Source organism: Treponema sp. OMZ 799 (assembly GCF_024181365.1).
GTDB lineage: Bacteria > Spirochaetota > Spirochaetia > Treponematales > Treponemataceae > Treponema_B.
Window position 1 is genome coordinate 2,023,352 of sequence record NZ_CP051301.1, and the last position, 13,988, is coordinate 2,037,339.

The following is a 13,988-nucleotide window of genomic DNA, read 5'->3' on the forward strand; positions in this document are numbered from 1 at the left end:
TTATTTTTAATATTTTCATATAATTTTAAAATACAAAAAATAAAATTCTATTTTCCTCACTAAGTTAATTATTATAATTACCATGACCGTCCGAAGGACTTTTAACTCGTTGATTTTCTAAACAAGTTCTACAATCCTAAGATAAAAGCTCATTTTTCTTAGCAAGTTAATTATAATAATCACCATGACCGTCCGAAGGACTTTTATTTCGTTGATTTCCTTAATGAGGTTTAAATACTTAGATAAAAGCTTATTTTTACTTATCCAAGTAGATAATATAACAAAACAAAACTTTATTTAAAAGAACCTAAGCTTTTAATTTGGCTATTACGCTTTAATTTACAAAAAACACACACCATTTTTTCAAAGTTACAGTTTATAGTGCCGCAGGCATCCGTATAACATTCGCTTAACCTGCATTTGTGCCTTTGCCGACGCGAAGCGTTAAGGCAAAGTTGGCGCGAAAGTTGCAGTGCCGTATAGGCACTTTAAGCAACTTTCGTGACAAAACAAATGTCAGCGTTGAAGCGGGTGTTAGACGCTTTTACCTTTGTAATTATCAAAATCCAGCATTTCATTCCAAAGTATATTTTCTTTCCCGTTAAAATATGTTGCAACGCCAACTTCCAGTCTCTTACTGATTTCACTTTCAAAATAATGTTTTAGTATATATTCACATGTCATTGGCATTTCAAGAGTCATTACTTTACTTTTATCAATCCATTCCAGTTTACCTTCCGAGAATTCATAAAATAAAGGATTCTTGTCCGTTTTTCCAAAATAAACATACTGCTCTCTTAATATCTCATCTTTTACGTTCCGTATAATTAAGTATTTAAGGTCTATATATATTAAATCATTTACTATGAGACCGGTTTCTTCTTTCAATTCTCTTAGACATGCTTTCATTGGAGTTTTATATTCTTCTTTCTCAATATGTCCGCCAATTCCAGCCCACTTATTAGGGGCGATCTTCTTTGTTGGAGCCCGTTTCAACATCAAAATTTTATCCTCCTTTTCAATAAAAATGGTTACCATTGGAACAATATCAACTGTGTTGTTTAATGAATTATTGTTTTTATATATCATAAAATAGTATAGGAACCCTCCATTTTTCATAGTATACAATATTTTATAAAAAAAATCATCTATTAATAATTTAAACTAATTTTTTATAAATAAGATTTTATCTTTTCATATAGTTTTTGAGTTTAAGAGAATGAAAAAGTGTCATATTTTATTTTGTTGATTTCCTTAATAAGTTTTAAAATTATTAGATGAAAATTTATTTTTTTTCTCATCCTCAAATAGCCATTATAATAAAAGACACTCTTGCTCAAAGTAACCTAACCCATTAATTGGGGCTTTAAACTTTAATTTATAAAAATATATCCTATTTTTCAAAGTTACAGTTTATCGTGTCGTAAGGCATCCGTCTAACATTCCTTCGACCCTTCCTCACTATATCATAAAACCCAATAATTTTCAATCTAAACTGCCGCAAAACAAAAATAAGCTTTTTCTACCATAATAACCAAGCGTATAAAACTCCATCGGCAGATTAGGCCTATCCTCACTAAACAGAGCAAAAAAAATCACATCCTGTCTATAGGGCTTTGAATGCCTAGACCGCCTCGGTTTAGGACGTGAGTGTAAACCATAGTTGTTTTAACATCGCTGTGGCCGAGAAGCTCTTGGATTGTGCGGATGTCATAACCGGCTTCCAAAAGATGCGTTGCAAACGAGTGGCGGAAGGTGTGACAGCCGATTGGTTTCGGGATGCCTGACTTTAAAACAGCTTCATGCAGGGTTCGTTGAATAACGGAAGGGTCGATGTGATGCCTTCCCTGCTCGCCTGTTTCCTTATTCCGCCATCGGCGCGCTTGGGGAAACACCCACTGCCAGGCCCAATTTTTACCGGCATTGGGATATTTTTTTGCAAGAGAAAACGGAAGAGATACCGAACCGAAGCCTTCTTTGCAATCTGCCTCATGTATAAGTCGGACCTTTTCCAAATGTTTTTGAAGCGGAAATTTAAGGGAAACCGGCAGAACCGTTTTGCGGTCTTTCGCCCCCTTTCCGTCATGTACGGTAATTTCGTTTTTATCAAAATCAAGATCCTGAACCCTTAGCCGCAGGGCTTCCATAAGCCGCATTCCGGTTCCATAAAGCAGGCGGATACAAAGACTATAATCATTGTCAGGCAAAATAGAAAATATCTTTGCAGTTTCCTCCCGGCTCATCACAGTGGGAAGCTTTTTAGGCTTTTTTGCACGGACTATATTTTCAGGAGTATTTATAGTTAAGCCCAATATATTTTTGTATAGAAACAAAATAGCGGCAAGAGCCTGATTTTGGCTTGAAGCAGCGGTCTTTTCTTTTACTGCAAGACGGCTAACAAAAGAATTTATTTCATCATCGGAAAGAGCTTTAAGATTTTTATCCTTATTTTCGCTAATAAAGCGGCTTATCCAATAGCTATAAGCCTCTTCTGTGCGCTTGCTGTAATGTTTGGCAGCAATAACTTCATCCAGCTTTTGTAGAATAGATTTAAGATAAGTTGAGGCCGGACTATCATTTTCCCCAATAGTTTCAGTATTCAAAGCATCAGCATAGTTAGAAGTATGATTTTTACCGGTAAACCTTGAATCTGCCATACAGATTCCGTTATAATAAAGATTATTTAACAAAATGTCACAAGAATTACGATCGGCAGGGATAATCCAAAACCGTTGTTCCGGCAACCAAGCCCTTCCCGGCACTTTTTTTATTGCTTGGAGCACCTTAGAAAAATCCTCTCCTTGAGCTTTAAAATTTACCGACAAAGCCTTATTTTCATAAGGCCGTATTTCAACAAACATACACTCCTCCTTAAAACTGCACAATACACAGTTTTACCGCACACCTTTCCCATGGTATATTATGACGATTGATAAACCGCTAAATAACCCTAAGCAAAAAATTTATGCATGACTGTTCAATTTCTATAAGTTTAACAGCCTGAACATAAACCATTGTAAGAAAAAGCCTACATCATGCAGCCGAAACATACTATAAGCAGCTATTTTCTCATATGCGGGTTAATTATCGCACATTTCTATGGATTATGCAAGTATTTCGATGAAAAATGTGCATCCATGCATATTTTTCATCTCAGAGTTTGCGGCAAGCGCAAACTCTCGAAGTTTGGAACCTCCAGCCATCCATGGCGGATAATACACAGCCAAGCCGTAAATAGAGGGAGCAGATACTTGATGAACAATGTACATCCGTGTACATTGTTCATCTTAGAGTTTTAGACTTACGTCTAAAACTCTCAAAGCAAGGAACCACCCGCCATCCGTGGCGGTTGTTCGGCTTAATCCGGCAAGAGGCGAGTCGAGGACGCGAAGCGAATAAAAATTAACCGGAGGCGTATCTTTGATACGTCGAGGATTAATTTTTATGAAGCGACAAAGTCATCGGCCGCATATTGCCGGATTAGAAGGTGCCGCCGCCTAGGCGGAATGATAAGGTATACCCTATTCCACCCTTTGTCTTTGACTTAGAACTCAAGGGATAGCTAAAAGAAGGGCCTGTGCTCATACTTGCAAATTTATATATTTTCCAATTGAGAGTGAGCTTTGAAAAACCTTCAAGTTCGGACACGGCAAATTGCTGAAAAAGGTTTAGGCTCAACTTATCGGTACCGAGTTTATTTTGGTTTATGGTAAATGCAATGTAGTGTTGACCGATATTTCCCATAGCTAAAACATTTTGTACCTTTTCCCTAAATGCAGCATTAAACAGCAAAGCAGGATTTTTTGCTTGATCCAAAATATTTACAGCTGCATCCGTATTCCGATATCCGAAACCGTTATAAAAATATTGCAAGGCTATGCTTGTGTGTGTGTCATCATTTGAGTAAGAACCGCCGAGGGTAGCCTGAAAAAAGGGCTTACTTTTTTCAGGAGCAGGAGTCATATCTGTCTCATAATATGTATAGTCGCTTCCCCATGCAAAAACTCCCTCACCGAAGACAGCGACCTTGCCTGCTATGCTGCCTGAAAGGGTTGTAACAAGCCGGGGAGCTTTTTCGTATTTATACCAGCCGCCCAGGCCCAACTCCCAGTTTCCGATAACAAACTCGCCCTTTGCAGCTCCTGCCGTGTATTTGGGATCAAAACCGTTTTTGCCGTCTTCCTTTCCGGGAGGCAATAGGTAGAGCCAGATATTGTGCTGGGTTTTAGGAATTATTATGTGGGTTCTTAAAGAAAGCCCCCCTTCCCTATCCGCTGTAGGATCTTCAGGATCGATTCTTGAAATATTTATAACGTCGGCAGGGCTGTAAAAATAACCTGTTCCCCATTTTACTGCATGTTTTCCGAAACGGAAAAAGGCAATATCCTTGGCGGAAAAATCCGTGTAAAGCTCTTGGATTTTGATATTCGGCACTCCATTTACTTCAACAAATGCTGGCAACTCAATACCGTTTGGAGGAACAATCGACTTAGGTACAAAAGCAGCCCCTTGTCCCGATAAGCTCTTCTCAAAGGGAAAGCCGAAAATAAATTTTCCGTAAAGCTTTAAGTCTTCGACAGGGCGGGCATCAAAAAAGAGACTTCCGTTTAAGTTTGTATTAAAAGTACCTTTTCCGTCTTTAAAAGATTTCATGTAATCGTCTTTCTTTGAATAAGGATCTTCCCAAGCATAATTTATACCCATCGAAGAACCCAAACTTCCGCCTATTCTCAATTTTTTTGCTTCAAGAGTAAGGCTCGCTTTTTCAAGATCGGCCTTAAACTTTAAATTGCTCTTACTGTCGGAACGGGCTTCCTCAGCAGAAATAATCGTATCTTCCTCCCCTCCAAAAAGTTCATCTTCCAAATTGGAAGAGCTTTCTTGTGAAAATACAAAAAAAGGAAGAAAGGCAAAAATAAAAATCGCAAGCTTTTTCATATTAGTTTATCTTCTCCAAATATGCCTTTGTAAAAACAACATCCGGAATTTTTGAGGTATTAAAATCTTGGAATATCTGTGTTGTTTTTTCTCCCTTTATAAGCTCATTTATATATACCTGCTGCACGGGAAGAGGGAGACCTTCAACCGTTGCGTATTTAGCTATATACATAGTTCTCATGTGCTTTCCGCTTGCACCGTAACTTTCCGTTTTTAAAACAAGATGCTTATCTTTTCTTAAAAAGAATTTTTCTTGGGCATAAGTTGCATCTTTTTGCAAGGCCTTAGCCGTTACCGCATAAACTTCATACTTACCGACCTTTGCTTCTTCAATTTTAAGAATTTCCCAAGCCTGCCTAAACTCGGACTTTTTATTTACATCGGATAACTTTGTATCGCTGTTTGCCAAATTCTTTTTAAGCGAAGAGTGAGTAAACTGGTGAGCAATCGGGTCATAAAACCAAAGGTTATCTTTTTCTTGCAGATAACCGTTTCCCTTGTCGGCCTCAGGTGCAAGCTGAATAAGGGTTGTTTGGTCTTTCTTATCACGCCTGAAAAGTTTAAACTGAACAACCTCCTTAGGTTGATTAGGTTTTTCGACAATCAGCGTGAGAGTGCTGGTAAAATCTTTTTCAAAATTCCCCCTGTCGAAAACCTTGTCCATAATCTTATACATTTCCTCCGTCGAAGGAACCTCAGCAAATGCCGCCATGCTTACAAAAAAAGCAATGAGCACAATCAAAAATTTCTTGTTCATAAAAACTCCTTAAATTATTTTCCTGACCTAAGCGCTTCGGCAGGAATCATATTAGCGGCTCTTGAAGCTGAGCCCCTTACCGTGAGCAGGGTTAAGCCCAACATTATCGCAAACTTTAATAAAACCAAAAGTACCGATAAGTTCCATGTAAAGTATCCGTTTTTGGTGAAGACCGAAAAGGGAGAATCCGAGGCAATCGGAATAAAGGATATAACCTGCATTACGATAACCGCAAGGACAAAGCCGCATACGGCTCCAAACAAGGACAAAAATGAAGCTTCTGCAAGGAAAAGATGCCTTACATGTCTTCTCATAATACCGCAAGAGCGCATGGTTCCGACTTCACCCCTTCTTTCATGTACGATGATTTTAAAGGTGTTTGAAATACCTATCATCGTAATAACCAAAAGCACAACCAAAACTCCGAAGCTTATACCGTTTAAGGTATTCATCAGTGTAACCATCTGAGGAGCAAAATCATAAAAAGTCGCTACACCGAATTTTGTTCCTTTCCACTTTCCTTCTTCAAGCTGTTTAAGTACATTGCTTGCCGGCTGTGAAGGACTTATCTGTCTTGCAAGAGCTCTGCTTGCAGTCGGTCCTATTTCTCCGAACTTTTTTTCGAGCATCTGAGCATAAGCTTCCTGCATGTCGGAATTTTTTAAGAAAAGGGAATATACTTCTATGCTTCCTTTTTCAAGCTCCGTAACTTTTTGTAAATAATCAAAATTGATGTAATTTGTGATTCCGCCGAACGGAGAGCGGTTTACTGCAATTCCTTCTACTTGAAGTTCAATAACGGTAAGCTGTCCTTTCGAGGTCTTGGTTTCAAGTAAAACTATGTCGTGTAAACCTACATTTAAGCTTTGAGCTACCGATTCGGAAAGAAGAATCGCATTTTCTTTTTTCATGGCTTCCCAGCTTCCTTCTTTAAAAAGAATACTGTCATGTAAAATTTTTTCTTCATCAAATTTGCAGCCGTCAATTTTAGAGGTAACTTCTTTTCCTTCAAAGATGAGTTTACCCGATGAGCGGCTTCTTTTTATGATGTACACGGTATCGATACCCAATTCTTTTACGGTTTTTTCTACTAAAGCGATATCTTCGGCATTCATATAAACTTGAGCAGAGTCATCGGCATTTTTATCTGCAGCCTTTTTTGAACCGATTATATAGACATGACCGCCTACAATTTTTGAAATTTCGCCAGCCATGCTGTTTAAGGCCCCGGAAGTCATGCCGTCCATAAAGATAACGACAAAGAAAGCAAAGGCTATTGCAAAAACCAAAAGAATACTTCGCCTTTTTTGTCTGTTTAAATTCCTAAACGCTATTTTTAATATATTCATAATCTATTCTTCCTTAATTTAACGGTTGATTGCTTCAAGAGGGCTTATCTTTAAGGCAAGCCTTACAGGATACCAGTTTGCGGCAAGGCCTGCTAAAAGCATTGCAGCCATTGTCCAAAGAGCAGAAACGGCAGAAATACTTACCCTTATTTGCTTTCCGCCGAACATAGCCGCAAGGATCTCGCCGACTCTGATATTAAAAGCATTAACTACGGCAGCTCCGATAAGAGCAAGAATCAAGCCTATAAGCACTCCTACGCATGACATAAAAAACGATTCCGCAAAAAATATCTTTCTTACAAAGCCTTTTTTAGCACCTATAGCCCTCATTGTTCCGATTTCGGAACTTCTTTGCATAACGGCAACAACAAGTGTATTCATTATAACGATTAAAACTACCACGGAAAGAATAACAAGCATTGTGATAAAAAGAGTTCTTGTGCCTTCTATTGCTCCGTAATACATAGCCATTCCGAGCTTCCAGTCCAAGGCCTGAGCATTTATTCCTTCTTCCTTAAACCAATCATTTAATGTTTTAATTACACTCTGTGTCTTTGAAGAATCCTTAAGCTTTATTACTATGTGATGCCAAGCCTCATTATCTGCAAGGTTGAGTTGATCGCGCAGCTCGGTACTTCCCAAAAGATTTTCATAATCAATCTTTGTGTTTGAGCTCGCAGCGGTGTCTATAATATCCGAATCGAAATCATCCGAAAAAAGCTCATCTTCCGATTTTTCTGAAAGGCTTAGATCGACAGAATCGGGAATTGCCGCTGCAGTCCTCGCTCCCAGTGTCATATCTGCAAGAATGCGGGTTGTGTCTACATCAAAGTAAGCTATTCCGTCTATCGCCGTATCGGGATGAGCATAATCGAAAAAGCCTGTTATAATAACTTTTTGCTGCCTTGCCTTTCCTGCAAAGGCAGAAATCAATATTTCGTCTCCGAGCTTTAAAGTTCTGCCATAGTAATCTTCAAATCTCTTTTTTCTATCGCGGGGAAGCATGGCAAATTTTCCGTTTGAAGATTTGGGGAATTCGCCTTCATAAATTTTAATCGTATCGAAAAGATTTTTATAGCTTTTAGGCTCAATGCCCAGAATCTGTACATACGGAAAAGAGCTTCTATTCTTGTCCTCAGGCTCCCATGAATCGGGAAGATCAACAGGCTTAAGCATTCCGCTTGCAAAAACCGAATTGGTAAGGCCTTTTACTTCAGGAAGGCTTTCAACCTTGGACTTAACCTTTTCAAAAGGAACCAGATAAGGCATCTTAGGTCTATCCATGCTGACACTTACCGTCTGAAAAACACCTAAAAGCTGAACCATTATACTGTCTTTTTCAGGTTTACCGGTAATTAAAACATCGCCTGAAAAATCGCTTATACATACATCCTGAGTTTGCTGTAATGAAAAATTTAGGATACCGAAACCTAAGATAACCAAAAAGGTTCCTATTCCTATAAGCGATAAGGTAATAATCATCTTTGCCTTATTTGCAAAAAGATTTTTTACCGCCATTTTAAAAATCGTCTTATTCATAATACTTTCCTAAGTTTAAGCCGAAGCCTTTACATCTTCGAGAATTTGGCCGTCCAAAATCTTAATACGGTGGTCCGTCATATCTACAATCTTTGAATCATGTGTCGAAAAGATAAAAGTTGTTTTAAGTTCTCTGTTTACCTCTTTCATAAGTTCCAAAATTTGAATACCCGTTTTTGAATCAAGGTTTGCAGTAGGCTCATCTGCCAAAACGATTTGAGGTTTTGTAGCCAAGGCTCTTGCGATTGCAACCCTCTGTCTTTGACCTCCTGAAAGCTCGTTCGATTTATGGTGCTTCCATTCGCTTAAACCAACTTTGTCTATTAAATAGTTAATCCATTCTGTTTGCTTTGCTTTACTTTCTTTTGCTCTTCCAAACAAAAGCGGGAACTCTATATTTTCGTATACGTTTAAAACAGGTACAAGGTTAAATGATTGAAAGATAAAACCCAAATACTCGTGCCGGAGCACCGTCATCTTTTTATCCAATTTGTTAGGAACCTTAACTTTTTTATTTTGTTTTTTTAAAAGAGAAGCAAAATCCGATTCCTTATAAATACTTTCATTATTTATGATAAGCTCTCCGCCTGAGGGTGTATCTATCAAACCTATCATATTGAGAATAGTAGATTTCCCCGAACCGGAAGGCCCTGATATAGAAACGAATTCTCCTTGCTCAATAGCAAAATCTACGCCTTTTACGGCTTCAACTAAAACCTTCCCCAACGGATAAGTCTTTTTTAAGTTTTTAACTTGTACAATATTCATACAAACCTCCATTACAAGTTCTACATAATTATATTTATAAAAATTAAAACGAGCATTTACGGGAGCTTACATTTTAATTTTTTGCCTTACATTTTTGTAAGTTTACATATTTTACGGTCACTTTACCAGTGACAAAAGTCATTTTTTAAGTAAACAATCGTCATATCATTTACCTATTAAATTAACCTTTGCGTTCTTTGAGCCCTTTGCGGTTTATTTTCGGTAATTGACTTATCCGCAAAGGATATAATGAGTTATCTAGCTAGATAGTATACATAAATTTTAATTTTTGTCAATACAGTATAAATATTTATTCGACGGAATTTTACATCTTTACTCACATCAAGACAAAAAATTGTAAAAATTCTCTAATTTTTTTAAGTTTTTGCTTGACAAACACTACATATAGTGTTAGAATAGCCGATATAAGGGATAGAACGCTAAATAAGGGTTTATTCCGAAAACCGGGAGGAAACAAAAATGCGGAACATTGAAGAAATCAATGCAGAAATTGAAAATGTAAAAAAGGAACTTGAAAACGTTCACGGTACAGGAACTGAAGTTTATGCCAGAATCGTAGGCTATTACCGATCAGTCCGAAACTGGAACAAGGGAAAACGAGAAGAATATAATCACAGAATTATGTTCTCGTCCGAAAACGAAAGGATTGAAAAAACTCTGTCCGATTGTAACTGCGATTGCCCGCCCATCAGCGGTTCCTTAGACTTTTCAGTTTCTAACAATTTTTCAGAAAAAAAAGAACAAATAGCCTAATGCTTGCAGGTTTACAAAAAACCAGCTTAGTTAATTTTCCCCGCCGCGTCGCTGCGGCGGTTTTTTTGCCCGGCTGTAATATGCGCTGCCCTTACTGCCATAATGCCGAGTTAGCCCTAGCCTCTCCTTCTTCCTTTAGCGGAACTCCTGAAAGTCAAAACTATTATTATGAACTCTCGGAAATTTACGGCTTTTTGGAAAAAAGAAAAAAACTTATCTCAGGCCTTGTAATATCAGGAGGAGAACCTCTTATGTCCCCGGCCTTGGTTGAGCTAATTGAAAAAGCTAAAGCCTTAAATCTTGAAGTTAAAATAGATACAAACGGTCTTTTTCCGGAACGGCTGGAAGAGATTTTGAGCTCCCAAAATCTTAAACCCGACATGATAGCCCTAGATGTAAAAACCTCGCCCGAAAGATACGGAGAGCTTTTAGCCTCAAAAACGAGAGAAACTGCCGGAAAAGCAAAGGACTTACTCTTAGCAACTATTGATATTTTAAAATCACACAGCGAAAAAATTGAAACAGAATACAGAACAGTCTTGGCCCCGGCCCTGGTATCTGAAGACGAAATAAAAAAAATAGCCTCCCTCCTGCCTAAAAATGCAAGATGGAGGCTGACCCAATTTGTACCGGGCGTCTGCTTAAACCCTGAATGGAACTCGATAGAACCTTATCCGCTTTCTACCGCTAAAGGCCTTACAGCCCTTGCAAAAAGCATAATTAACGATACGGAACTGCGTTAGGATGCGGCCTAAATTTTACTCGGCAGCCATCTCCTTATCCTTATTTTCATCATCTATGACATTATTTTTAATAAGATCATCAGTTTCTTCTTTATCGGTTCTAAGCCAATACTGGCTGCGGCCTATGCCTAAACCGATTTCTCCGCGCATTTCAAGGGTGTCGGTCTTATATTTTTTTCCGTCAGCCTTGTGAAACCTTATTTTACAATAATAATACTTGCCGTCACCCGGATCGATGATATAACCCTTATGCCAAGAGCCTTCTTCTTTTTTTACAAGATTGTAAATAAAGGGAGTTCCTACAAGAGCCATCTTATTTACCTTACCCTTTTTTGGGAAATCCTTATAGGACTCTTTACAAGAACTTGCGGCTTCTTGCGGATGATGCCCTATGGTAACAAGCATCTCACCAAAAAGTTTCCCGTCTTTTTCATAGATTTTCCAGACTCCCGTAACCTTATTCGTTTTTTCATCCACGCTTTTCCATAAACCGATAACAGGGTCTTGAGAAAAACAAAAAGTTGCAACAAACATAAAAAAAATTGCCGTAAAAATAATTTTTTTCATTTTATAATCTCCCAAGCTAAGAATGATAACATAAAATCATAAACTTGTCAAATTTTTTTATAAAAATTTATAGGTATACTTGACATAATATTATATTTTATATAATATATAAATACAAATAATATGATAAAAGATATTATATAATATCAAATATACTAAGGAGGTTAATTGAATGATTTTTTCGATAAACACCGGCTTGCTTGAAGCCTGCGTTTTGGCTCTTTTAAAAGATTCGGATTCTTACGGCTACAAGTTGACACAGGACGTTAAAAGCCTTCTTCCCATATCGGAATCTACCTTATACCCGGTCTTAAAAAGGCTTCAAACAAGCGGGTATCTGGAAACCTATGACCGGCCGATTGACGGAAGAAACCGCAAATACTACAAAATAACGCCTGCGGGCTTAAGGCAGCATGAGCTTTACATTGAAGAATGGAAATCCTACAAGGATTTAATAGACAAAATTTTTAAGGGCACAGCCCTTTAGGAGGTAAAAGGATGACAAAGGATCAATTTTTAACGGAACTTAACTCTTATCTTTCGGTTTTAAAACCTGAGGACAGAAAAAATACAATAGAATTTTATGAAGAATATTTTGAAGATGCCGAAAACGAAGAAGCCGCAATTGAAGATCTCGGCTCTCCAAAAAAACTGGCTGAAGAAATAATAGATTTTCATAAGGCTTCATACAAGGGTGAAAATACCGAAATTTCAAAACAATTTTCTCGGGATGAAAACATTTCGGAAATTGTCTTAAACATAACGGCTGCAAAAGTTTTAATAAATACTTCACAAGGTGAAAAGCTTGAGTACACTACTCAAAATATTGCTGATGAGGATTTTTCGGCTAAAATTGAAAACGGAAAACTTATAATAAAGGAAAAACCGGTTTTCTTTTTCAGCAAAAAAGGTTTTGCCTCCTTTTTGGAAAACTTTAATATCAACACCTCTTTGAATGCAGCCAAAAGAGAAATCGCTATAAACATTCCCAAAGGTACAAAGCTTGTAAAACTCGAATTTAATTCCCAGATGGGTTCTTTAAAAATAGAAGATGTAAATATCGAAATTATTGAAGGTTATACAACTTGCGGGAATTTTTCGGTCAAGAGTGGACTCCACAAAAAAATAGATTTTAATACTTCTGCCGGAGCTATAAAGATGAGCGATTTGGATATTGAAAGCATGAAGCTTTCTTCTTCGGCAGGTTCCATTAAATTCGAAAACATAAAGTCTGACAATATCTCTGCTTCGACAGGAGCCGGAACAATCGATTTTACAAAAACCGAAAGCTCAACCATAAAAGCAAATTCGGGAGCCGGAAATATAACGGCGAACGAGTTAAAAGCAGATAAAGGAAACTTCAATACCGGAGCCGGAACAAATAAATTCCAAAAGTGTAATTTTAATGCAGAAACAATTTTGAACACGGGAGCAGGAAGCATAATTTTCCAAGGAAATTTACACGGCTATGCCAAAATAAATTCCGGCATAGGGCCGGTAGATCTTAATTTACCGAAAGAAATAGAAAATTACGATATAAGTATTTCTTCCAACCAAGGCAGCATAAAACTAAACGGAGAAAATGTAGAAAGAAGAGGCGACAGAATAAATCTTGGAAGTAAATCCGCAAACACAAATATAAAAATCAACACAAGTTTCGGAGCAATTAAACTAACAACCAAGGAAGGAGAGTAAAATGACAAGACGGGAATTTATAGAAGAACTTGAAGACAGGCTCAGACACCTGCCCTACAAGGACAGGAAAGAAGCCGTCAAATTCTATGAAGAATATTTTGATGAGGCCGGAATCGAAAATGAGCAAAGCGTAATCAACGAGCTTAGAAGCCCGGCCCACATTGCTTCAAAAATTCTTTCGGACTATGCCGTAAAAGAAGCCGAAGGAGCAAAAAAATCTGCACGAGGCGGCTTTAGAGCCCTTTGGTTTACAATCCTCGGAATCTTTGCAGCTCCCATCGCCATACCTCTGGCCGTCGGGCTAACAATAGTAATAGTCCTATTATGCGTAGGGCTTTGCGTTGCCTCTATTGCCCTTGTTTTCGGCGGCGGTATATTGGCAGTATTCGCTTTCGGTATGCTTTTTGTAGACTTCGGTACAGGCATTCTTTTAATAGGAGCTATTTTAATAGCCATAGGTTTTACCAGACTTTTATACCTTTTTGTTACTGCGATTATAAGAAAAATATCGCAGCTGGTAAAAAAAATTTAATTTATGGAGGGGCGATAAATAGCTCGGCAGAAATTCTGCCTCACTATTTATCTTCGAGTTTTGTGCTTCGCACAAAACATACTTTATGGAGGGAAAAATGTTAATTGCTTTTTTAATTATTGTTTTTGTTTTCGGAATTATTGCTGCAGTCTTCGGGATTGTAGGAGGAATTTTAGTTCTTGCATTTAAACTGGTATTTTGGCTGATACCGGTTTTATTTGCAGGTGCAATCGTTCTGGGTATTCCGGCTTTAATAATACTTGCTATTATTAAATTATTAAGATAATCGATAAACAGTTTAAACAAAACATCGTTAAGGGGATTTA

The 13,988-nt window shown here is 37.7% G+C and carries 14 protein-coding genes; 6 read left to right on the forward strand and 8 right to left on the reverse strand.

Features of this window, described 5'->3' with window-relative positions; translation table 11 throughout:
- Positions 1–534 precede the first annotated feature (534 nt).
- From E4O04_RS09400 to E4O04_RS09430, 7 genes are all read right to left on the reverse strand, one after another.
- A complete protein-coding gene (locus E4O04_RS09400) occupies positions 535–1,089 on the reverse strand; it encodes an NUDIX domain-containing protein (protein ID WP_253707567.1) in 555 nt (184 codons plus the stop codon).
- A 506-nt stretch (positions 1,090–1,595) separates the two neighbouring features.
- Positions 1,596–2,861, reverse strand: coding sequence for an integron integrase (locus E4O04_RS09405; protein WP_253707569.1), 1,266 nt, complete (start codon positions 2,859–2,861; stop codon positions 1,596–1,598).
- 619 nt (positions 2,862–3,480) lie between these two features.
- Positions 3,481–4,938: a hypothetical protein gene (locus E4O04_RS09410; protein WP_253707570.1), complete on the reverse strand. Its 1,458-nt coding sequence runs from the start codon at positions 4,936–4,938 to the stop codon at positions 3,481–3,483.
- Position 4,939: 1 nt separating this feature from the next.
- The gene (locus E4O04_RS09415; protein WP_371922292.1) at positions 4,940–5,650 is read right to left on the reverse strand and encodes an outer membrane lipoprotein-sorting protein; all 711 of its coding nucleotides are present in this window, start codon (positions 5,648–5,650) and stop codon (positions 4,940–4,942) included.
- A 59-nt stretch (positions 5,651–5,709) separates the two neighbouring features.
- Positions 5,710–7,044, reverse strand: a complete 1,335-nt coding sequence (locus E4O04_RS09420) for an ABC transporter permease (RefSeq protein WP_253707574.1) — start codon at positions 7,042–7,044, stop codon at positions 5,710–5,712.
- A gap of 18 nt (positions 7,045–7,062) precedes the next feature.
- On the reverse strand, positions 7,063–8,583 hold the full coding sequence (locus E4O04_RS09425; RefSeq protein WP_253707576.1) for an ABC transporter permease: 1,521 nt from the start codon (positions 8,581–8,583) through the stop codon (positions 7,063–7,065).
- 15 nt (positions 8,584–8,598) lie between these two features.
- A complete protein-coding gene (locus E4O04_RS09430; RefSeq protein ID WP_253707578.1) occupies positions 8,599–9,351 on the reverse strand; it encodes an ABC transporter ATP-binding protein in 753 nt (250 codons plus the stop codon).
- Between the two features lie 480 nt (positions 9,352–9,831).
- Here E4O04_RS09430 and nrdD point away from each other — a divergent pair, with 480 nt between their 5' ends.
- Positions 9,832–10,125, forward strand: a complete 294-nt coding sequence (gene nrdD, locus E4O04_RS09435) for an anaerobic ribonucleoside-triphosphate reductase (RefSeq protein WP_253687582.1) — start codon at positions 9,832–9,834, stop codon at positions 10,123–10,125.
- A complete protein-coding gene (locus tag E4O04_RS09440; protein ID WP_253687581.1) occupies positions 10,125–10,868 on the forward strand; it encodes an anaerobic ribonucleoside-triphosphate reductase activating protein in 744 nt (247 codons plus the stop codon). Before nrdD ends, E4O04_RS09440 begins: the two co-directional genes overlap by 1 nt.
- Before the next feature lie 15 nt (positions 10,869–10,883).
- Here the strand turns inward: E4O04_RS09440 and E4O04_RS09445 are convergent, their stop codons facing one another.
- Positions 10,884–11,435 carry a DUF2147 domain-containing protein gene (locus E4O04_RS09445; protein WP_253707580.1) on the reverse strand — a complete coding sequence of 184 codons (552 nt, stop codon included), beginning with the start codon at positions 11,433–11,435 and terminating at the stop codon, positions 10,884–10,886.
- Between the two features lie 172 nt (positions 11,436–11,607).
- On the opposite strand from E4O04_RS09445, the gene E4O04_RS09450 reads away from it, so the two are divergent.
- The 4 genes from E4O04_RS09450 (at position 11,608) to E4O04_RS09465 (ending at position 13,948) form a co-directional block, all read left to right on the forward strand.
- Entirely contained in the window at positions 11,608–11,922 is a 315-nt protein-coding gene (locus E4O04_RS09450; protein WP_253687579.1) for a PadR family transcriptional regulator, read from the forward strand.
- A gap of 11 nt (positions 11,923–11,933) precedes the next feature.
- On the forward strand, positions 11,934–13,130 hold the full coding sequence (locus E4O04_RS09455) for a DUF4097 family beta strand repeat-containing protein (protein WP_253707581.1): 1,197 nt from the start codon (positions 11,934–11,936) through the stop codon (positions 13,128–13,130).
- A gap of 1 nt (position 13,131) precedes the next feature.
- Positions 13,132–13,662 carry a DUF1700 domain-containing protein gene (locus E4O04_RS09460; protein WP_253687577.1) on the forward strand — a complete coding sequence of 177 codons (531 nt, stop codon included), beginning with the start codon at positions 13,132–13,134 and terminating at the stop codon, positions 13,660–13,662.
- A gap of 97 nt (positions 13,663–13,759) precedes the next feature.
- Complete coding sequence (locus tag E4O04_RS09465; protein WP_002669623.1) at positions 13,760–13,948, forward strand: hypothetical protein; 189 nt, start codon at positions 13,760–13,762, stop codon at positions 13,946–13,948.
- The last annotated feature ends 40 nt before the right edge of the window (positions 13,949–13,988 follow it).